The 19,018-nt window shown below is 72.1% G+C and carries 21 protein-coding genes; 9 read left to right on the top strand and 12 right to left on the bottom strand.

What is annotated here, in order from left to right; translation table 11 throughout:
* Nucleotides 1-62: 62 nt before the first annotated feature.
* Complete coding sequence (locus tag GA0070562_RS09900; protein WP_091418952.1) at nt 63-911, bottom strand: helix-turn-helix transcriptional regulator; 849 nt, start codon at nt 909-911, stop codon at nt 63-65.
* Nucleotides 912-1,010: 99 nt separating this feature from the next.
* Here GA0070562_RS09900 and GA0070562_RS09895 point away from each other — a divergent pair, with 99 nt between their 5' ends.
* The gene (locus GA0070562_RS09895) at nt 1,011-1,781 is read left to right on the top strand and encodes an SDR family oxidoreductase (RefSeq protein ID WP_091418949.1); all 771 of its coding nucleotides are present in this window, start codon (nt 1,011-1,013) and stop codon (nt 1,779-1,781) included.
* A 67-nt stretch (nt 1,782-1,848) separates the two neighbouring features.
* Nucleotides 1,849-2,415, top strand: coding sequence for a snapalysin family zinc-dependent metalloprotease (locus tag GA0070562_RS09890; RefSeq protein WP_091418947.1), 567 nt, complete (start codon nt 1,849-1,851; stop codon nt 2,413-2,415).
* Between the two features lie 27 nt (nt 2,416-2,442).
* Here the strand turns inward: GA0070562_RS09890 and GA0070562_RS09885 are convergent, their stop codons facing one another.
* The 5 genes from GA0070562_RS09885 to GA0070562_RS09865 form a co-directional block, all read right to left on the bottom strand.
* Nucleotides 2,443-3,423: a hypothetical protein gene (locus GA0070562_RS09885; protein ID WP_091418944.1), complete on the bottom strand. Its 981-nt coding sequence runs from the start codon at nt 3,421-3,423 to the stop codon at nt 2,443-2,445.
* The gene (locus GA0070562_RS30615; RefSeq protein WP_254663767.1) at nt 3,420-4,205 is read right to left on the bottom strand and encodes a hypothetical protein; all 786 of its coding nucleotides are present in this window, start codon (nt 4,203-4,205) and stop codon (nt 3,420-3,422) included. The genes GA0070562_RS09885 and GA0070562_RS30615 overlap by 4 nt, the downstream gene beginning before the upstream one ends.
* A gap of 559 nt (nt 4,206-4,764) precedes the next feature.
* The gene (locus GA0070562_RS09875; protein WP_091418941.1) at nt 4,765-5,070 is read right to left on the bottom strand and encodes a DUF6403 family protein; all 306 of its coding nucleotides are present in this window, start codon (nt 5,068-5,070) and stop codon (nt 4,765-4,767) included.
* Between the two features lie 68 nt (nt 5,071-5,138).
* On the bottom strand, nt 5,139-5,393 hold the full coding sequence (locus GA0070562_RS09870) for a hypothetical protein (protein ID WP_091418938.1): 255 nt from the start codon (nt 5,391-5,393) through the stop codon (nt 5,139-5,141).
* A gap of 75 nt (nt 5,394-5,468) precedes the next feature.
* Nucleotides 5,469-6,761: an AAA family ATPase gene (locus GA0070562_RS09865; RefSeq protein WP_091418935.1), complete on the bottom strand. Its 1,293-nt coding sequence runs from the start codon at nt 6,759-6,761 to the stop codon at nt 5,469-5,471.
* 168 nt (nt 6,762-6,929) lie between these two features.
* On the opposite strand from GA0070562_RS09865, the gene GA0070562_RS09860 reads away from it, so the two are divergent.
* A complete protein-coding gene (locus GA0070562_RS09860; RefSeq protein WP_091418933.1) occupies nt 6,930-7,697 on the top strand; it encodes a hypothetical protein in 768 nt (255 codons plus the stop codon).
* Nucleotides 7,698-7,760: 63 nt separating this feature from the next.
* On the opposite strand, the gene GA0070562_RS09855 is transcribed toward GA0070562_RS09860, so the two are convergent.
* The 4 genes from GA0070562_RS09855 to GA0070562_RS09840 all read right to left on the bottom strand — a co-directional run bounded on the left by GA0070562_RS09855 (nt 7,761) and on the right by GA0070562_RS09840 (nt 9,456).
* Nucleotides 7,761-8,588 (bottom strand): SAM-dependent methyltransferase, encoded by an 828-nt coding sequence (locus GA0070562_RS09855; protein ID WP_091418931.1) that lies wholly within the window; start codon nt 8,586-8,588, stop codon nt 7,761-7,763.
* Nucleotides 8,589-8,739: 151 nt separating this feature from the next.
* A complete protein-coding gene (locus tag GA0070562_RS09850; protein WP_091418928.1) occupies nt 8,740-8,994 on the bottom strand; it encodes a hypothetical protein in 255 nt (84 codons plus the stop codon).
* Nucleotides 8,987-9,229 carry a DivIVA domain-containing protein gene (locus GA0070562_RS09845; protein WP_091418926.1) on the bottom strand — a complete coding sequence of 81 codons (243 nt, stop codon included), beginning with the start codon at nt 9,227-9,229 and terminating at the stop codon, nt 8,987-8,989. The genes GA0070562_RS09850 and GA0070562_RS09845 overlap by 8 nt, the downstream gene beginning before the upstream one ends.
* A complete protein-coding gene (locus GA0070562_RS09840) occupies nt 9,226-9,456 on the bottom strand; it encodes a hypothetical protein (protein WP_091418924.1) in 231 nt (76 codons plus the stop codon). The genes GA0070562_RS09845 and GA0070562_RS09840 overlap by 4 nt, the downstream gene beginning before the upstream one ends.
* A gap of 426 nt (nt 9,457-9,882) precedes the next feature.
* Between GA0070562_RS09840 and GA0070562_RS09835 the strand changes: the two genes are divergently transcribed.
* The 4 genes from GA0070562_RS09835 to GA0070562_RS09820 all read left to right on the top strand — a co-directional run bounded on the left by GA0070562_RS09835 (nt 9,883) and on the right by GA0070562_RS09820 (nt 15,888).
* A complete protein-coding gene (locus GA0070562_RS09835) occupies nt 9,883-11,205 on the top strand; it encodes a helix-turn-helix domain-containing protein (protein ID WP_254663766.1) in 1,323 nt (440 codons plus the stop codon).
* Nucleotides 11,202-12,101 (top strand): phosphotransferase family protein, encoded by a 900-nt coding sequence (locus GA0070562_RS09830; RefSeq protein ID WP_091418917.1) that lies wholly within the window; start codon nt 11,202-11,204, stop codon nt 12,099-12,101. The genes GA0070562_RS09835 and GA0070562_RS09830 overlap by 4 nt, the downstream gene beginning before the upstream one ends.
* Before the next feature lie 45 nt (nt 12,102-12,146).
* Nucleotides 12,147-12,695: a GNAT family N-acetyltransferase gene (locus tag GA0070562_RS09825; protein WP_091420192.1), complete on the top strand. Its 549-nt coding sequence runs from the start codon at nt 12,147-12,149 to the stop codon at nt 12,693-12,695.
* A gap of 118 nt (nt 12,696-12,813) precedes the next feature.
* On the top strand, nt 12,814-15,888 hold the full coding sequence (locus GA0070562_RS09820; protein WP_091418913.1) for a DEAD/DEAH box helicase: 3,075 nt from the start codon (nt 12,814-12,816) through the stop codon (nt 15,886-15,888).
* A gap of 25 nt (nt 15,889-15,913) precedes the next feature.
* Here the strand turns inward: GA0070562_RS09820 and GA0070562_RS09815 are convergent, their stop codons facing one another.
* Nucleotides 15,914-16,387: a hypothetical protein gene (locus GA0070562_RS09815; RefSeq protein ID WP_091418911.1), complete on the bottom strand. Its 474-nt coding sequence runs from the start codon at nt 16,385-16,387 to the stop codon at nt 15,914-15,916.
* A complete protein-coding gene (locus GA0070562_RS09810; protein ID WP_091418908.1) occupies nt 16,384-16,956 on the bottom strand; it encodes an anthrone oxygenase family protein in 573 nt (190 codons plus the stop codon). The genes GA0070562_RS09815 and GA0070562_RS09810 overlap by 4 nt, the downstream gene beginning before the upstream one ends.
* 170 nt (nt 16,957-17,126) lie before the next feature.
* Here GA0070562_RS09810 and GA0070562_RS09805 point away from each other — a divergent pair, with 170 nt between their 5' ends.
* Both GA0070562_RS09805 and GA0070562_RS09800 read left to right on the top strand, forming a co-directional pair.
* Nucleotides 17,127-18,341 (top strand): sensor histidine kinase, encoded by a 1,215-nt coding sequence (locus GA0070562_RS09805; RefSeq protein ID WP_091418905.1) that lies wholly within the window; start codon nt 17,127-17,129, stop codon nt 18,339-18,341.
* A complete protein-coding gene (locus tag GA0070562_RS09800; protein ID WP_091418903.1) occupies nt 18,338-19,000 on the top strand; it encodes a response regulator in 663 nt (220 codons plus the stop codon). The genes GA0070562_RS09805 and GA0070562_RS09800 overlap by 4 nt, the downstream gene beginning before the upstream one ends.
* The last annotated feature ends 18 nt before the right edge of the window (nt 19,001-19,018 follow it).

The following is a 19,018-nucleotide window of genomic DNA, read 5'->3' as shown; positions in this document are numbered from 1 at the left end:
CGGGAGGCCGACAGGAAAGCCGGGGATACCCGGCGGCGTGAACGACGGTTCCTGTGCCGGGTTCACGTCGCGGCGGACGGGAACCGCTCGTGTCCGAGCACGGCGAGCAGCCGCAGCTTCTCCTCGGCCTCGCTGCGCGGCGCGGCGGTGAGCACCAGCAGCGCCTGCGACTGGTCCTCGGTGAACAGCACCTCGCAGTCCAGCTCGATCGGTCCGAGTTCCGGGTGGATCAGCGTCTTGTGGTCGGCGAAGCGCTGCGCCACCTCGTGCCGCTCCCACAACTCGGCGAACTCGCTGCTGGCCGCACGCAGCGCTCGCACCAGCTCGCCCGCGCGGGACCGCGGCCCCATCGATCCGTACGCGGCCCGCAGGTTGGCGACCTGAGCCCGGCTCTGCCGGTCACGGTCCTCCACCGGATAGTGCTCCCGCTCGGCCGGGTCGGTGAACCAGCGGTACACCTCGCTGCGGGCGAGCCCGGTGTGGCCGGAGCGGTCCCCGAACAGCGCGGCCGCCAACCGGTTCTGGACCAGCGTCTCGCCGAGGTCGGACAGGATGAGCGCCGGCGTGTCGGCCAGCCGGTCCAGCACCCGCAGCAGTGCCGGCGCGACATGGCCGGTGGTGGCGGCGGCCTCGGGCGGGCTGTGCCCGGCGACCCGGAACAGGTAGGCGCGCTCGTGCGCGGTGAGCCGCAGCGCCCGGGCCAGCTCGCCGAGCATGTACGGACTCGGCTGCGGGCCGCGCCGCTGCTCCAGCCGCGTGTAGTAGTCGGTGGACATGGTGGCGAGCGACGCGACCTCCTCCCGTCGCAGGCCGGGCGCCCGGCGGCGGGCGCCCTCCGGCAGTCCGAGGTCGCCGGGGCGCAGCGCTTCGCGGCGGCGGCGCAGGAATTCGGCCAGGGCTTGGCGGTCCATGATCCGAGTATCCGCCGCGCTGCGCCGGGAACCAGGGATCCGCGATCCCCCGATCAGCGGTCTCTTCACCCGCCACGCCGGACGCCGCAGGCTTGCCGCATGGACATCTCCGGAAACACGATCTTCATTCCCGGCGCCACCAGCGGGATCGGCCTGGCCCTGGCGCTCGCCCTGCGGGACCGGGGCAACACGGTGATCGTCGGGGGCCGGCGTACCGAGTTGCTCGACGAGATCGCCGCCGCCAACCCGGGCCTGGCCACCGTCACGATCGACACCACCGACCCGGCGAGCATCGCCGCCGCCGCGGACCAGGTGCTGGCGAAGCACCCGGATCTCAACGTCCTGGTGACGATGGCGGGCGTGATGCGGATCGAGGACTGGCGCTCGCCGGACACGTTCCTCGCCTCGGCCGAGGAGGTGGTGACCACGAACGTGCTCGGCCCGATCCGGCTGATCGCCGCCTTCGTCGAACATCTGCGGCAGCGCGGGAACGCCACGATCGTCACCGTCTCGTCCGGCCTGGCGTTCGTGCCGCTGCGGGTCACGCCGAGCTACAACGCCTCCAAGGCCGCGGTGCACATGCTCAGCGAGTCGATCCGGCTGAACCTGGCCGGCACCGGCGTACGGGTGCTGGAACTGGTGCCGCCCGCGGTGCGCACCGAACTCCTGCCCGGCCACGAGAGCAACGAGGTCGCCATGCCGCTGGACGAGTTCATGAGCGAGGTGGTGGCGCTGCTGGAGGCGCTGCCGGAGGCGACGGAGATCCAGGTCGAGCGGGTGAAGTTCCTCCGCCACGCGGAGGCGCGCGGCGACTACGACCAGGTGGTCGCCGCGGTGAACGCGTCCGATCCGCACGCGTCCACCCCTTGATATCGATCGATAGCTATCTATAGGCTGGCGACGTTCCGCTCACCCCCCATCCCAAGGAGTGTGAACCATGCGTCACCCCAAGCTGTCCCGGATCCTCGCCACCCTCGCGGCCGCGACGCTGGCAGCGCTCGGTGCGGTAGCCGTCAACCCGGCTCCGGCCTCCGCCGCCGTCCGCAACGTCTGCTACAACATCAGCCAGGCCGGCCCGTTCGCCAACACGGCGGTGCAGGCGGCGGCGATCTGGAACAACTACACGAACAACATCAACATGGCCCAGTGCGGGTCCAACCTGCGGATCACCTACACCTACGGCGGGGGCTCGTACGCCCAGCGCACCAGCCTCGGCAACGGCCGCGTGGTGATCGACTACAACCAGGCCCAGCAGTACTCGGCACTGCGCATCATGACGCACGAGATCGGCCACATCCTCGGCCTGCCGGACAACTACAACGGCAACTGCGCCATCCTGATGTCCGGTGGCAGCGCCGGCACGAGCTGCACCAACCCGTACCCCAGCTCCACCGAGGCCGCCCGGGTCGACTCGCTGTTCGGCTTCGCCGCCCGCAGCGCGACGCCCGCCCAGGTCTTCACCGGCAGCTGGCCGGCCGCCTCGACGGTGGGCGCCCAGCGCTGACGACGCACTGACGACGGGGTCGGCGGCTCACCGCCGGCCCCGTCCGCGCGTCCCGCGCCGGCCGGACGCGGCGTCGTCGGCGAGGTCCGCGGCGCGGCGGCTCAGCTCCTCGACCCGCTCCCGGAGCCGGCGCAGCGCCTCGGCGTCCCCGTCCTTCTCGGACACCTCGTCGAGCAGACCGACGTAGTCGGCGGCCAGCCGCCGGTACGCCGGGGCGACCGGCCCGACACGCCCGTCCAGGTCGATGATCTGCTGGGCGAGGACAGCGGTGGCGGCGCCGAGCGCGGCCCGTTCGTCGGCGCGCGCGTCCCTCCCGGCCCGCCGGGCGTCGGCCAGCCGACCGGCCCGCCGCCCACCGAACCAGAGCACCGCGGCACCGGCCACGGCCCCGGCCACCGCGCCGCCGGCCAGCAGATACCGGGGCAGCGACGGGCTGATGGTACGAGCACCGTCCGGCACCAGACCGGCCCGGACCAACCGGTCGTAGTTCAGCACGATCACCTTCAGCGCCTCGACCGGCCGGTCCACGAACGCGTCGGCGCCCCGGCTGATCGTGGTCTCGGCGACCATGGCCCGCCCGAGGTCACGCGCGCCGTCGCCGCCGAGGCGGGAGCAGCCGTACGTGTCCCAGTCCTCGCCGTCGCGGCTCATCGCCAGCACCAGCGTGCCCTGGGTGGCGCGCTCGGTGTCGTCGCACGCCTCCCGCAGGTCGGCGCCCGGCTCCATGATCAGCACCACCAGCCGCCGGTTGCCGATGACCCGTTCGGCGGCGGCCCGGTCCAGGTCCACTCCGGGCGCCGCGTAGACCGAGGAGCCACGTACCTGCCGGGCGGCCGGGCCGTCCAGGATGCCTCCGGTCCACAGTGCCCAGCCGGCCAGCGCCAGGCAGGCGAGAACCGCCCGGCCGAACGCGGTACCGACCAGACGGCCGAGCAGCCGGCGCGGGCCGGTCACCGCCGCGCCTCGACGGGCCGCCGAACGCTCGGGACGGGTCGCGACGCGGCTCACGACAGCCTCGCCCGCAGGTAGACGTCCGGCCGGTAGCCGGGCATCCGCACGTCCCGGGCCACGTCGTCCAGCTCGGCCGCCGCATCGGCGAGCAGTTCGCGTACGTGCCGGTCGGGCAGCCCTTCGTCGAACGCGTCCCGGGCCGCCCGCAACCGGCCCACGCCCCGGACCAGCGCCGGGTCGCTGCGCACGTCGGTGAGCAGCGACAACTCGACCGCCAGCGCGGAGAGCCCGGCCAGCCGGGCCGGCGTACCACCGGGACCGACGTCGGCCGGACGGCGGCCGGAGGCCCGCACGGTACGGATGGACAGCACCACGAAACCCGCCACGCATCCGGCGAAGATCCAGGGCAGCGCCGGCAGCGCCACCCGCAGCGGGTCGAACGGCCGGTACGGCAGCGGACGGTCGAACAGCCCCGCGTAGCGCACGTCGGTGACCTGGGCCAGGTACGCGCCGAGCACGTTCTGCTGGGGATAGGTGTAACGGCCGAGTCGGCTGCCGAACTGGGCGTAGAAGCTCGCGCCCGCGACCTCGGCGAACGACGCCCCGCCCGGACCGTGGTACTCGATCCAGTCGCCGTACATCAACACGAGCGGCTGGTCCGGGGCGAGCCGGTGCAGCGCCGGCCCGTACGCGGGCAGTGGCTCCCCGTACGGCTGGGCGGGCAGCACGACGAACCAGGCGCCGTCCGGGAACGCGGCGCTCGCCGCCTTCGCCGGCAGCTCGCGCAGCGTGGCGCCGGCGCCCACGTACCGGCCGGTGGCGCGCAGCGCCGCGACCACCGGGGCCAGCTCCGGCCGGTCGGCTCCCGCCAGCGCAGGTCGTCGCCGTCCGGCGGGGTCGGCTGGTCGTGCAGCGCGGCCAGCAGCGCGAGCACCGAGCCGGTCACGTCGCCGGTGGCGAACCGGGCCCGCCAGCCCGGCAGGTCGTCCGGCGAGGCCACGTAGAGCCCGCCGCTGACCTCGGTGCCGACGATCCGGATCTCGGCGTTCTCCACGTCCTTGACCCGCCGGCGTTCGGCCTCGTCCAGACCGGGCGGGGCGACCAGGATGCGGGTTCCCCGGTCACCGATGGCGGCCCGGACCCGCTGCTCGTCCCAACGCGCGACAGCGCCCGGCAGCCGGACCACCGGATCGGCGGCGACGAGAGCCGTCATCTCCTCGACCGAGGGCACACTCGCGTCGCTCAGTTCCCCGGCCGAGCCCTCGGGCAGCGCGGCGCTCGACGGGGAACGCCCGTAGCTGACCTCCACGCTCTGCCGCTGCGCCACCAGGAACACCACGAGCACCGCCGCCGCGGCGGCCAGCAGCGACCAGCGCAGCAGCTCCCGGCGTACCCTCGTCACCGGCCGGCCCGCCACAGCTCGTCGGCGCGACGGGCGTGCTCGGCCGCCGCGCGGGCCGCGTCGGCGCCGCCGCGTCCGGCGGCGAGCAGCTCGGCGTGGGCCAGCAGCCGCTCGGCCTCCGGCACCGTCGCCGGGGACGCGTCCCGGCTGACGGTGGCGTCGTGGATCGCCGCCCGCGCCGACGACCAGGCGATTCGCCGGCCCTCGGCCCGGGCGCGGCGCCGGGGCAGCGACGCGGCGAGGAAACCGGCGACCACCGCCACCACACCCCCGCCCAGCCACTGCAGCACGCTCGCGGTCATGATCCATGTCTAACGCACCGCCGCCAGCGCCGCGCGCCGAGGGCGGCGGTGCGCCGCCGGCCCGCCGCCTACGACGACGAATAGCCCTCGTTGAAGCCCTCCATGAACCCGCCCGCGAACCCGGAGACGACGCATCCGGCACAGCACAGGATCACCAGCAGCGCCGGCACCGCAACCCACAGGACGATCGCCCACCTGCCCATGCCCTCGCGCGGCTGCTCCGCGAACGCCGGCGGCGGATAGTACGGCTGTTGCGGGTACGCCTGCTGTTGGTACGGCTGGTGCTGGTACGGATCCTGCTGATAGGGATCGTGAGGATGCATCCGGCCATCGTGCCCACCGGCCGCGAGCGCCGGAAGATCCGAACGGACCGCCGATCCTGCCGCGACGGCCCCTCGTCACGCCCGGTGGGCATCGAGGTGGGTCAGCACCGTCTGGTTGGCCTCCCACCCGTCCGGGAACTTCACCGGCACGTCCAGGTGAACCCGCTCGGTCGACGGATACGCGTCGAGCAGCTCACCGATCCCGGCCCGCGCCACCACCACGCAGGCGTGCCGGTGCCGTGACGCCAGCACGCACAGCCGGCCCGACTCCAGGTGGAACGCGGTGGCGTCGCGCCGGCCGGAGAGCGGGTGCAGCACGATCGTCACGTCGTACTCCCGGCCCTGGAGCCGGTTGGCGGTGTCCACTGTGATGCCCGCCCCGGCCGCGCCCAGCCGGGACCGGATGGCCGCGACCTGGTCGCGGTGCGCGGCCCCGACGGCGATCCGGTCCGCGGTGACCGGCGCGCCGCCGGGCGCGGCCTCGCTGACCGCGACCGCGCCGCGCCGCAGCACCCGCAGCGCCAGCTCCGCGCAGGCCGCGGCGGCTTCTCCATCGGTACGCACGGTGTGCCGGGCCGGCAGCTCGTGCAACGCCCAGCCGGTGACGGCGGCCACCTCGACCGAGGCGTCGTAGGCGTCACCCGCGCCGGGCTCGGTGAACGTCAGCGCCCGGTCGGCCGGCCCGGTCCCGGCGCGGAACCCGGTGAACGGGTAGAACGCGGCGGAGACGACAGGGACGGCCGAGTCGGGCAGCCGCCACGACACCGGCAGCCGGTGGACCGGCAGCTCCGGGTTGTGCCGCAGCAGCGTGGCCACCGCCGACTGCATCGGATCCCAGGTCAGGCCGGTCCAGCGGAACGTCTCGACGGTGCTGAACGGATCGAGCTGACCGGGGTCGCCGACGAACAGCGCCCGCTCGAACCGTCCCGCCACGCGCAGCAGCGCATCAGCGCGCATCTGGTACGCCTCGTCCACGATCGCCCACGGCCAGCTCCCCTCGGTGACAGTGGCCCACTTGGCCGCCGTACCGATGGTGACCGCCGGCCCGCCCAGGTCGGCGACCTTCGCGGCGACGCGGACCGCCGGGTGGGCGGTGACCCGCTCGGTGGGCCGGTAGTCGGTCGCGGAGAGCCGCCCGACGCGCAGCTCCGGCGCCCTGCGGCCGAGCCGGTCGATGAGGTCGTCCACCTGCTCGTTGGTCTGCGCCACGATCATCAGCGGGTCGCCGGTGGCGGCGGTCTCGATCGCGGCGCGGACGACGAGGGTCGACTTCCCGGCGCCGGGAGGCGAGTCCACGACGACGCCGCGGTGCGTGCCGTCGCGCAGATCCCGCAGCACACGCTGGATCACCTGCTCGGCTTCGTGCAAGGAAGGGCCCCCTTTTAACGTCTCCGGTAGAGGCGGGGCCCCTTCTTAACATGCCCCCGGCCAGGACCGCGCGCCGCCGCCAGGAAGATCGCCGTCTGCCTCATCGATCACCTTGCACCCGACTGTCACGCTGTCAGTCAGGAAAGACGGGGAAACGCGGGTGAGACGATGGACCTGCACCGCAGTCGCGCCGGTCTTGTCATCGGCTTCTTCCTGCTGCCGCTCGGTTTCTGCATGGTGCTGTCCGGGCTGACCGGCAGCACCCTGCGACTGATCGGCGGGCTGATCTTCGGCGGGCTCGTCATGCTTGCCGGCTTCGCGGGCATCGTCACGGCGATGCGGCCATTCCGGTTCCACATCAGCTTCGAAGGCTTGACCGTCCGGACAGCCGGGCTGAACCGGCTGCTGCCCTGGGCGGAGATCGACCACCTGGTCCTGTACCAGCCACCTCCGGTTCTGTCCGACAAGAGGATGCCGTCGCCGTTGCTGCTGCTCGTACCCGCCGCCACGTCGGCCCTCGACCTCCCGCTGACCCACCGCAGCCCGTTGGACGACCGGCCCTGCCTGGTCCTGCTCGAAGTGCACGACGTCCGGGAGAAGACGGACCAGGTGGCCGACGCCCTCGCCCGGTACGGCGGCACCCGTTTCACCGACCACCGCCGGCTCGTCCGGCAGCGTTTCGACTCAGCCGACTTCCCGATCGAAGCACGCGGATACGATCGGGCTGCCGTCGACGCCCTCGTGCAGAAGGGCCGGGAGGCACTGCGGTCGGAGGACCTCCTGCTGCACCTCGCGGCGAAGGTACGGGTCGAACACGCCCCGGTCGAGTTGCCGCTCGTCGCGCACGGTTATGACCGCGTCCAGGTCGACGCGTTCCTGCGGGACCTGTCCGCCGTGTTGGCACGGTTCGAGGAGGGCGAAGAGGAGCTTGGCTGAGCGTCCGCACCCGCTGGCAGGGCCCTCGTACCCGGAGGGCTCGAAGCGTCCACGAGCGGGCGCCTACGGCTTGCGGGCGAGCAGTCCGACGAAGGTGTGGTAGGTGTCGGTCTGCTGCTGGGCCGGCGCGTCCGGGTCCGGACGCCACTCGGCCAGCGGCACCAGGCCCGGCTCCAGCACCGTCAGCCCGTCGGCGAAGGCGAGGATCTCCTCGTCGGTACGCCAGCGGCCGGTACCGAGCGACTCGTTGAACACCCGCTCGACCTCGCGGGCCTTGCGGGAGCCTTCCGGATCCCGCTCACCCGGGTCGCGGAAGTGCGAGATCGCGACGTAGCTGCCGGACGGCAGCGCGTCGATCAGCGCCGCCGCGACCGATCGCGGATCCTCGTCGTCGCCGATGTGGTGCAGGATCGCGAACAGCAGCAGCCCGACCGGGCGGTCGAAGTCGAGGAACCGGCGGACGTCCGGGTCGTTGAGGATCTCCTCCGGTTCCCGGATGTCGGCCTGGATCACTGTCGCGGTGCCCTCCGCGGCGAGCAGCGCGCGCCCGTGCGCCAGGACGATCGGGTCGTTGTCCACGTACACCACCCGGGCCGCCGGGTTGTGCTCGACGGCGACCTCGTGCACGTTGCCCTGGGTGGGCAGGCCCGACCCGATGTCGAGGAACTGGTCGATGCCCTCCTCGGTCACGAGGTAGCGGATCACCCGGCGCAGGAACGCCCGGTTCGCCTGACCGGCGGCCGGCCCGTCCGGCGTGATCCGCAGGGCGTGCTCGGCGACCTTCCGGTCGACCTCGAAGTTGTCCTTGCCGCCCAGGAAGTAGTCGTAGACCCGGGCCACGCTGGGAATGGTGACGTCGATTCCGGGCGGTGCGGCCTTGTCGCGGGTCACAGGCGTCTCCAGACTCCGTGTGGCGTTTCCGGGCGTTTCGGGGAGTGTAGCGACCGTACAGGGTGGATGGTCGCCCCGTTTGGGACCGCTCCCAGCGGACCGGCCCGTCACCAGGACGTTCATCGATCGACACGCCGAAAGAGCGTCGACGTCACCGCAGCTCTGTCGCCTCGCACCACCCGCCGTGACCATCCCGGCGTCCGCAGCGCCCGCCGCCGGGCAGCCGCATGTCGCACCAGACCCGGTACCGCAGGTGCTGCGCGTCCTCCTCGCTGAGCGTCGTCTCAGCGAAGTCGACGGCATCCACGTGCCCGAGCGACCGGGCGAGCGCGGCGGCCAGCTCGACGGCGGCGTCCCGGCTGGTCAGCGTGGTCGGCAGGTGGACGATCCAGCGCGGCTCAGCCATCGTGGCCGCGTCGCCGGCAGCCGTTGTGGCGGGACTGCCACTGCCGCAGCGCCTGGCGGACCCGCTCCGACTCGGTGCGCGCCGTGGTCAGCTCCCGGTGCAGGCGATCCATCTCGTCGGCGACCCGGCACAGGTAGTCGTGCACCTGCGCCGGGTCCAGGCCACGCCAGCGGGTGTCGAAGAAGGCGCTGCGCACCTGGTACGCCTGCACCCGCTCGCCGGTCACGTAGATCACGACGCCGCCGCCCCGGCCGCCACGGCCTCGTCGGGCAGCCCGGCCGCGGCGAGCGTCGCCCTCCCCCACCGGGCCAGCCGGCAGGGGTACGGGACGCGCTCGCTGCGGCACAGCGGTCCCTGCGGCCAGTGCTCGGGCACGTGCACGCGCACGGCCAGCGCGGCAACGAGCAGGTCCTCGTCGGTGACCGGGGTGAGGACGGGGAAGTCGGCGAGTACGGCGGACATCGGCAGGCGCCTCCGGGGTCGGGTCTCGTGGAGTGGCGCCGGAGCGGGCGGGGACGGCGGACGCCGCGATCGGGGGACGCGGTGCCGCCGGAGCCCAGCACCCGCCCCGGGCCATGCGCTGACCCTCAGCCCTTCTCAGCAGGAGGCGCATGCCCTGATGATCGTGGCCGTCATGCACACACCGCATACGCTCGGTCACCGTCACGAGACATCCGGCGATATGCACGGTGCGTATACCGGGCCGCTCCGGAACGGGTTGAATGGCTAGGCTCGACTTCGGACACGGGTTCTCCGCGAACGGCGAGGTTACCGGTGACACCTGCGAACTGCCCCCGCTGCGGAGGCCGCCTGGCGCGCGACAACAGCACGGGACGCTGCGCGCCCTGCCAGGCCGCCGAACGCGACCGCCTCAGCATGCCGCCCGGGATGCCCGACTCGTTCTGGGACCATGAACCGGTACGGACGGCGTTGGCCCGGCGGCATCTCGGGCAGGTGATCCGGGCGTACCGCCACCACCCGTACCACGGGCGGAGCCCGCTGCCGCAGAGCGTCGTCGCGGGGTGGTTGGGGATCACGCAGGCACAGTTGAGCCGGATCGAGAACGGTCCCGCCCTGGTGCATCTCGACCGGCTGACGCATTGGGCGACCGTGCTCCGCATCCCGCCGAGGTCTCTCTGGTTCTCAGTCGGTCCAGACTCCCCGGTCAGCGCTCCGACCGACGGGATCCGCGCAACACCAGACCTGGGCCGGCGAACCCTTCTGGCCGGCATCGCCGCGGTGTCGGCAGGAGCCGGGCTGGTCGGGGTCGCTGAGCAGCCCCGGCCCCGGCGTATCGGCAGTGCGGACGTCTCTCGGCTGAACGCAGTCCTGGAGCTCTACCGGTCGGTCGACTATGAATGCGGTGGCGGCCTGCTCTATCGCGAGGTCGCCCGGTTCGCGGAGTCGGTGTATCGCATGCTCGACTGGTCACACGCGCCCGGGCTGACACCCCGCCTGGTCGCGGCGGTCGCGGCGGCGCGTCAGTTGGCCGGCTGGACCGCGCTGGACGCCGGCCGGCACGCGGACGCTCAGCGGCATTTCGCCGCTGGCGAGCGGGCCGCGATGTCCGCTGACGATGCCCCGCTGGCGGCCCTGATCCGCTACTCGCAGGCCAAGCAGCTACAGCACCTTCGGCACAACCAGGATGCTCTGGCCGCGCTGAGGCTGGCCCACTCAGAGCTGGGGTCGCGGGCGACTCCGGCGGTGAGGGCGCTGCTCTGGGGCGCGGAGGCCGCCTCGACAGCCGCACTCGGCGACCACCGAAGCGCGCTGACCCTCCTCGGTCGCGCGAGCGATCAGTTCGAGCGTGTGGATCCCGATCGCGAGCCGACCTGGATGGCCTTCTACGACCGTGGCGAACTGCTAGCCCAGTACGGCCGCGTGTACCGTGACATGGCCCGGCAGGCCGGAACGCACGCGGCACAGGCGGTGCGGAGCGTCGAAGAGGCGATCGTCGCCTTCGGCCCGGCGAACGTCCGCAGCATGGTCCTGAACGAGGTCGGCTTGTGCAGCGCGCTCTTCCTCACCGATGAGCCCGAGCGGGCGGTCGCTGTCGGCACGCGCGTGGTCGAGCAGTCGCGTGCGCTGAGTTCCAGTCGAGTGGTTGATCGAGTACTCAACCTGCGGCGCGATCTCGGACGGCACCGCCACCTTCCCGTCGTTGCCGAATTCGAACGGATCCTTACCGCACGAGCTGCGGCCACCGTATGAGCGGACGGTTCTCGGAAGAAGCGATGACCCGCGCCATGCGGGAGATCGCCAGCGGACTTGAGGTGCCGACCGAGGATGCCCGCCTCCTGCGGCTGACCAACAACGCCGTGTTCGCGTTGCCGGATTCCGGGCTCGTCATCCGCATCGCGCGGACGCACCGGCTCCGGGACCGGGTGACGAAGGTCGTTCAACTGGCGCGCTGGTTCGCCGAGCTGGACGCGCCCACGATCCGGCTGGCGCCTGGCGTTGCGCAGCCTGTGACGGTCGGTGACTTGGCTGCCTCGGTCTGGACTTACGTGCCACCCGCCGCGCCCACTCCGACGGTCGATGACCTCGGCTCGGTGCTGCGGCGGTTTCATGCGCTCGGACCCCCACCCTTCCCACTGGCCACCTGGGATCCGATCGGGGACGCGCGCCGACGCTTGGCGGATGCCGACGGGTTGAGCGCAGAGGACCACGACTACCTGGTGACGTGGTGCGACCGCTTGGAGCCGCAGGTCGCCGATCTCAACCAGCGCGCGGAGCAGTCGCTCATCCACGGGGACGCACACGTCGGCAACCTGCTCCGGGATGCATCGGGCGGCATCCTGCTCTGCGACTTCGACGCCACTTGTCTTGGGCCTTGGCAGGTGGACCTGGCAGCGGTCGCTGTGGGCGAGGCCCGCTTCGGAAAGACCGGGGCGCATCGGGCGCTCGCCAAGGCGTACGGGTACGACGTGATGTCCGACCGCAACTGGCCGCTTCTGCGGGAAGCCCGCGAGCTCAAAATGATCGCTGCTGCCACGCCGCTTCTCGCGAGTTCGGCGAGCGTCGCGGCCGAATTTGCCAAGCGATTGCAGTCAGTTTCCCGAGGCGACCACGGTCTACGTTGGAAGCCATTCGCCGATCTCGTCTGAGAGCCTCTCGGCGAGCGGCTGCCGCCCCGGTGGGATCCTGTGCTTGTGCTGGAGAATCTGCGACTACAGCACCAGACCGCAGCGGAGACCGAGGGTCTGGTGGAGCAGCTTGTGGACGTGTACCTCGATGCGCACGCCGACGACGGCCCGCGCTACACGGCCGAGCGGTACGAACAGCAGCTCGCCGCGCACATGCCCCGGGAAGGCTGGGAGCTGGTGACGGCCAGGGCCGATGAGGATCTGGTCGGCTACGTGTACGGCTTCCCGCTCGGATCCGATACGCGTTGGTGGGACGGCATCCACGAGCCGGTACCGGACGGCTTCACGGACGAAGACGGGCAACGGACTTACGCGGTCTGCGAACTGCTGGTGCGGCGATCGTGGCAACGCCGGGGTATCGCGCGGGCGCTCCACGATCGGATCCTGAGCACGCGGCGGGAGGAAAGGGCCACCCTGCTCGTACGGCCCGACAACGTTGCCGCCCAGCAGGCGTATGACTCCTGGGGTTGGCAACCGGCCGGGTGGCTTCGGCCCACGCGTGAGGGAGCACCACTGTTCGAGGTCCGCATCAAAGCCATTGCGTCCAGCCGATGATGGGCAACGCGTCGGCCTTCACCTCTAGGTGTCGATGATCTGACAGGCCACAGGACAAAGCTCCTGACACCTATCGCACCGGCTTCCACCCGGCGTTCATCGCGGCTAGCTTGCCATCGTGGGGGATCTTGAGAAGGGCATCTACGAACACCTGATCACGGAGAAGCTGGCGACGCAGCTCACGCATGTGGATAGCGCCCTCGTCCGGGATGCGAAGCTGGATGCCGCCGACGCGCATGACGTCCTGGCCCGGCACATCGCGGGCCTCACGCGGCGGGCGCTCCTCGGCGTCGGTGGCGGGGAGAACAAGCTGGCCCGGCAGGTCGACCTGGCGAACCGCATCGCCGCGCACATCGCTCAGGCCGAGCCCCGCGCCGTCACCGCCGATGACCAGGTAGCGGACGCCCAACGTCTGTTGCACGCCATTGCCGCACCGCCTACCCCGCCGGCCGCACCCGTCTTCCCGATCCGCCCCTCGACGCCGCTCTCCACCGGCGCGCTCCTGGTCAACGGCCGTCACCAGCCGCGTATCGGCCATGAGGTCAGCCATGAGATGGCGTCGGCGGAGGAGGTGGACCTCCTCTGCGCCTTCATCAAATGGCACGGTCTGCGCATCATCGAGCCCGCGATCACCGAGCTGATCGCGAGAGGCGGCCGGGTGCGTGTCATCACGACCACGTACATGGGCGCCACCGACCAGCGAGCACTGGATCGGCTCGCCGAGCTGGGCGCCGAGGTCAAGGTCTCCTACGAGACCCGGACCACCCGCCTGCACGCGAAGGCATGGCTGTTCCGGCGCAACAACGGCACCACGACCGCGTACGTCGGCTCGTCGAACCTCTCAAAGGCCGCGCTTGTCGACGGCGTCGAGTGGAACGTACGGATCTCGAATCTGGAGCAGCCGCACGTCATCGACACGTTCGAGGCCACATTCGCCGACTACTGGAACGACTCGGCGTTCGAGAACTACGACCCGGCCACCGATGCCGAGCGCCTGCGCGTGGCGTTGCGTGGGGAACGCACCGACGAGGCACCGACCGAGATCGCGAACCTGGACGTGCGGCCCTTCCCGTACCAGCAGGAGGTTCTTGACGACCTCGACGCCGAGCGTCTGGTGCACGGCCGCTGGCGCAACCTGGTGGTGATGGCTACCGGCACCGGCAAGACGGTGGTGGCAGCGCTCGACTACCGCCGGCTCCGGCGGGCAGGTCACGTCGACTCGCTGCTCTTCGTCGCGCATCAAGAGCAGATCCTGCGGCAGAGCAGGTCAGTATTCCGCCAGGTCATGGGCGACGGCACGTTCGGCGAGACGCTTGTGGGCGGCGATCGGCCGCAGGGGTGGAAGCACGTCTTCGCGTCGATCCAGTCGCTGCACCGGCAGGAGATCGACCCCGAGGCGTACGACATGGTGATCGTCGACGAGTTCCACCACGCCGAGGCGGCCACGTACACGGCGCTGCTGGAACGGCTTCGGCCGCGCGTACTCCTGGGTTTGACCGCGACCCCCGACCGGAGCGACGGTGGCGACGTGCGCCGGTGGTTCGAGGGCCGCGCGTCGGTGGAGTTGCACCTGTGGGAAGCGCTCGAACGGCAGTTGCTGGCACCGTTCCAGTACTTCGGGGTGCATGACGACGTGGACCTGGCACGGGTTCGGTGGAAGCGCGGGCAGGGGTACGACAAGGCCGAACTGGACGGCGTCTACACCGGCAACGACGCACGGGCGCGGCTCATCCTGCACGCGGTCCGGCGGATCGCTGACGTCGGACGGATGCGGGCGCTCGGGTTCTGCGTGAGCATCGGCCACGCCGAGTTCATGGCCGACTGGTTCACCCGGCATGGTGTGCCGTCGGCGGCCGTGACGTCGACTGTCGGCCGCGCGGACCGACACGCCTTGATCGACCGCTTCCGCAAGCGCGAGCTGAAGGTGCTCTTCACTGTCGACCTGTTCAACGAGGGCATCGACCTGCCGATGGTCGACACGATTCTCATGCTGCGCCCGACCGAGAGCGCCACGATCTTCCTGCAACAGCTCGGTCGGGGCCTGCGGCTGGACGACGACAAGCCGTGCCTGACCGTGCTCGACTTCATCGGCGGCCAGCACGCGAACTTCCGGTTCGATCTGCGGTGGCGGGCGCTCGCCGGGGTCAGCCGTAGGGCGGTGCAGACCGCCGTCGAGGAGGGTTTTCCCTCGCTACCAAGCGGCTGCCATATCCATCTGGATCCGGTGGCTCAGAAGGCAGTCCTCGCCAACCTCAAGTCGGCGCTGCCGACGTCGAAGAACGCGCTGGTAGCCGAGCTGCGGCAGCTCGGTGACGTCAGCCTGTCCGACTTCCTGCACGAGACCGGCCTGGAGATTGAGGACGTCTACCGGTCTGCGAGCATCGGCGGCTGGGCCGGGCTACGGCGGCTGGCTGGACTCGACCCGGCCGATGGCGGCCCGGACGACCTCGACCTGAGCCGGGCCATTGGCCGGATGCTGCACACCGATGATGTCGACAGGCTGGCTCTGATCGCCCGGGTCGCCGCCGGCCAACGCCCCGCACCCGGACGCCTACTCGACATGCTGCACTTCAGCCTGTGGGGGCCGTCGGTGCCGCTGACCGAACGCGATGCCCGGCTCAAACGCCTGTGGGCGGAACCGGCGCGCTGCGCCGAGCTGCGGCAAGTCGCCGACGTGCTGCGGGACCGCATCCACCGGGTCACCGAGCGACCGGCCTCCGGCCGCGTACCGCTGAGGGTGCACGCCCGCTACAGCCGCAACGAGGCGTGCGCGGCATTCGGCATGACCAACCCCGGCTCGCTGCGCGAGGGCGTGAAGTGGCTCCCCGACGAGCGCGCGGATCTGTTCTTCGTCACGCTCGTGAAGTCCGAGGAGCACTACTCGCCCACCACCATGTACGCGGACCGCGCCATCACGGACAAGCTGTTCCAGTGGGAGTCGCAGAGCACCACGTCGTCGGGCTCGGCGACCGGGCAGCGGTACGTCAACCACGTCGCGCAGGGCTCGACAGTGCACCTGTTCGTCCGCGAGACCAAGATCGCCGATCGCGACCTGGGCGCACCGCCGTACCTGTACGCGGGTCCGATGACGTACCGGGAGCACACCGGCGACCGGCCCATGCGGATCCTCTGGGAGCTGCGGCATCCGCTGCCCGCCGACATGTACGCCGCCGCCCGGGCGATCGCTGCCTGACCTGGGATCTCGCCCGCTCGCCCGGTCAGGCGAGCGGGCGAGAAGCGTCGGCCTGCTCACGACGTCGGGCCGGCGCTGGCAGCACTCGGGACAACAGCACCGCCACCGCACCCGCGATCACCCCGACCATCGTCCCGGTGACCAGGCTCGACATCACCGCCGCACCCCGCAACAGCGCTTCCCGCGCGCCCGGCGCCAGCCCGGCCAGCCCTGGCGCGTCCATCCCCAGCGACGAGTCCCACAACACCTGGTGACCGACCGCCAGGAACACCCCGTACAGCGCCCCGATCACCACCATCGTCAGGAACGGGCGCGGCGGTCGCCGCCACAGCACGGCGGCCACCCAACACAGCGGCGGCCCGACCGCGAGCAGCGCGGCCACGACAGTGCCTTCCGGCACCACACCCAGGTCGTGCAGGACCACGCGCGGGGCGGCCAGCGCGGCCAGCGCGACGAGCGCCGGCCAGGAGAACCCGAGGGTACGGCGGCCCGCGCTCATCGCGTCACCTCCGAGGCGGTCGAAGCAGGCGCCGAGTCCGGTACGGGAGCCGACACCGGGGCCGACGCGACGGCCGGCGCGGTCGAGCGCACGAACTTCAGCAGCGCGACGAACGCCAGGACGGCCGTCACCGCACCTCCGGCGAAGCGCACCCAGTGACCGGCGACGAACTCGGCGGCGACCTGACGCAGGTACTCGGCGGAGTGCGTGCCGGGCGGGTCCACGAACATGATCTCGTTGCGCGGCCAGAAGAAGACAGCCGAGAACAGGAACTCGCAGACGACGAAGACGGCGGTGGCGCCGGCGACCCACCAGCGCAGCCGGCGGTCGCGCCAGGTGAGCAGCGTCGCGGCGACGCTGCTCAGGATCACCGAAGCGCCCAGCGGCGGGAAGTAGTCGTGTGGGCCGCCGTGGACGAGGAACTCGCGTGCCCGGTCTAGGGAGGCGGGCGCGTCGTTGAAGACGTTCGGGTAGAGCATGACGGTCTCGGCGGCGACCCCGCCGAATGACATCATCGCCGCCCAGACCATTGCAATCAGGGCGATCCAGGTCAGTCTTGTGCGTACCACGAGGGTTCTCCTCACGAATTGGGGACGCCATCGACGCTAGGGCGGCAGCCGGCGGCCGTCGTCCGCGTGGCCGCGCGAGCGGTTGTCGCTTCTCGGCGTACGCCTAAGGGGTGCCCCTGACGCCTGCGGACGACAGCGGTGAGGGTCCGCGCGGACCTAGGCTCGAAGGCGTGCCCGACACCTCGCCCACCCGCGCCGACGCGCTGCTGGCGGCGGCCACGCTCGGCCTGGTCGCGGTGGCCGTGGCGGCCGACCGGCCCGCGCCCGGCGGCGCGGCGCTCGCCGTCGTGGCCGGCGCGGTGCTCGGCGGGCTGGTGGTGTGCGCCAGGCGGTGGCCGCTGCCGGCGCTGCTGGCGACGGCGTTCGTCATCCTCGGGTACTACGCGCTGGACCTGCCGCCCGTCGGGGTGGCCGCCCCGGCCGCCGCCGTCCTCTACCGGGTGTCCGAGCGCGGGCGGGTGGTCCCGGCCGCCGTCGTCGCCGGGAGCCTGCTGGCCGTGTCGGTGGTCGCCCGGCTGGCCGAGGGCGACGACATCGCTGTCGTCGTCGGTACGGAACTCGGCTCCGAGGCGGCGTTGCTGCTCGCCGTCATCGCCCTCGGTGACGCGGTACGCAACCGCAGGTCGCTGCGGGCGGCGCTGGTCCGGCAGGCGGTCGCGGCCGACGAGGAGCGGCACCGGGAGGCGGCCCGTCAGGTCGAGGCGGAACGGCTGCGCATCGCCCGGGAGGTGCACGACACGCTCGGGCACACCATGTCGGTGATCACGTTGCAGTCGGCAGTCGCCCGGGAGGCGCTCGCCGACAGCGATCCGGCGCAGGCGGAGGGCGCGCTGGCCGCGATCCGGTCGGTGAGCGGCAGCGCGATGGCGGAGTTGCGGGCGACGCTCGGCACGCTGCGCCGCGAGCCCGGGCAACGGGAACCGGTCCCCGGCTTCGATCAGCTCCCGGCGCTCGTGGACGGCGTACGCCGGGGTGGGCTGGCGGTCGACCTGCGGGTCGAGGGTCCGGTGGACACGCTGCCCGCGGTGGTGGGCAGCACCGTCTACCGGGTCGTGCAGGAGGCGTTGACGAACGTCCTGCGCCACGCCGGGGCCACCCGGGTCACCGTGACGGTCCGTGCCACGCCCGGTCGGCTCGCGCTGGAGGTGGTGGACGACGGTCGCGGCGGCCCGCCCGCCGGGGACGGGACGGGCCAAGGTCTGCGCGGTATGGCCGAGCGGGTGGCCCTGCTGGGCGGCACCGTCGAAACCGGCACCGTCCAGACCGGCACCGCCGCAACCGGCGACACCGGAGCAATCGACGGCACCCGAGCAACCGGCGCCACCGGCACGAGCGGCGGCTTCCGGGTGTCGGTCCACCTGCCGCTCGCGGGGGTCGCCGCGTGAGCCCGATCCGCGTCGTCCTCGTCGACGACCAGCACCTGGTCCGTACGGGCCTGCGCGCGCTGCTCGACCGGGCGCCGGACATCGAGGTGGTGGGCGAGGCCGGCGACGGCGGCAGCGGCCTCGCTGTCGTACGGGAGCAGCGGCCCGACATCGTGCTGATGGACGTGCGGATGCCAGGCGGGGACGGGCTGGAGGCGACCCGGCGGATCCTGACCGACCCGACGCTGGACGGCGTGCAGGTGGTCATGCTCACGACGTTCGACGACGACGAGTACCTGTTCGAGGCGATCCGCGCCGGGGCGGCCGGTTTCCTGCTCAAGGACACCCCGCCCGACGCGCTGCGGGACGCGGTCCGGACCGTCGCCGGTGGTGACGCGCTGCTCTCCCCCGCGGTGACCCGGCGGGTGCTGGCCGCGGCGGCCCGCTCACCGGTGGCCGATCCGGGGCGGCTCGCCGGACTGACCGCCCGGGAACGGGACGTGCTGGCGCAGGTGGGCGCGGGACGTTCGAACACCGAGATCGGGCAGGCGTTGTTCCTGAGCCCCGACACCGCCCGTACCTACGTGAGCCGGCTGCTCCAGAAGCTGAACGCCCGTGACCGGGCGCAGCTCGTCGTGATCGCGTACGAGAGCGGGCTGGTCCGCCCCGGCGAGGGCTGAGCCGCGCCGGGGCGGGTG

It is taken from the genome of Micromonospora tulbaghiae, from assembly GCF_900091605.1.
Taxonomy (GTDB): domain Bacteria; phylum Actinomycetota; class Actinomycetes; order Mycobacteriales; family Micromonosporaceae; genus Micromonospora; species Micromonospora tulbaghiae.
Note: the sequence above shows the minus strand (reverse complement) of the source record. Positions and strands in the feature narration are given on the sequence as shown.

What these genes read in the sequence shown, in the direction of transcription:
- GA0070562_RS09890 (WP_091418947.1), top strand. Translation starts at nt 1,849, where the DNA reads ATGCGTCACCCCAAGCTGTCCCGGATCCTCGCCACCCTCGCGGCCGCG.
- GA0070562_RS09850 (WP_091418928.1), bottom strand. Translation starts at nt 8,994, where the DNA reads ATGGCTGAGCCGCGCTGGATCGTCCACCTGCCGACCACGCTGACCAGC.
- GA0070562_RS09815 (WP_091418911.1), bottom strand. Translation starts at nt 16,387, where the DNA reads ATGAGCGCGGGCCGCCGTACCCTCGGGTTCTCCTGGCCGGCGCTCGTC.
- GA0070562_RS09860 (WP_091418933.1), top strand. Translation starts at nt 6,930, where the DNA reads ATGGACCTGCACCGCAGTCGCGCCGGTCTTGTCATCGGCTTCTTCCTG.
- GA0070562_RS09895 (WP_091418949.1), top strand. Translation starts at nt 1,011, where the DNA reads ATGGACATCTCCGGAAACACGATCTTCATTCCCGGCGCCACCAGCGGG.
- GA0070562_RS09875 (WP_091418941.1), bottom strand. Translation starts at nt 5,070, where the DNA reads ATGACCGCGAGCGTGCTGCAGTGGCTGGGCGGGGGTGTGGTGGCGGTG.
- GA0070562_RS09830 (WP_091418917.1), top strand. Translation starts at nt 11,202, where the DNA reads ATGAGCGGACGGTTCTCGGAAGAAGCGATGACCCGCGCCATGCGGGAG.
- GA0070562_RS09835 (WP_254663766.1), top strand. Translation starts at nt 9,883, where the DNA reads ATGCCCGACTCGTTCTGGGACCATGAACCGGTACGGACGGCGTTGGCC.
- GA0070562_RS09900 (WP_091418952.1), bottom strand. Translation starts at nt 911, where the DNA reads ATGGACCGCCAAGCCCTGGCCGAATTCCTGCGCCGCCGCCGCGAAGCG.
- GA0070562_RS09840 (WP_091418924.1), bottom strand. Translation starts at nt 9,456, where the DNA reads ATGTCCGCCGTACTCGCCGACTTCCCCGTCCTCACCCCGGTCACCGAC.
- GA0070562_RS09870 (WP_091418938.1), bottom strand. Translation starts at nt 5,393, where the DNA reads ATGCATCCTCACGATCCCTATCAGCAGGATCCGTACCAGCACCAGCCG.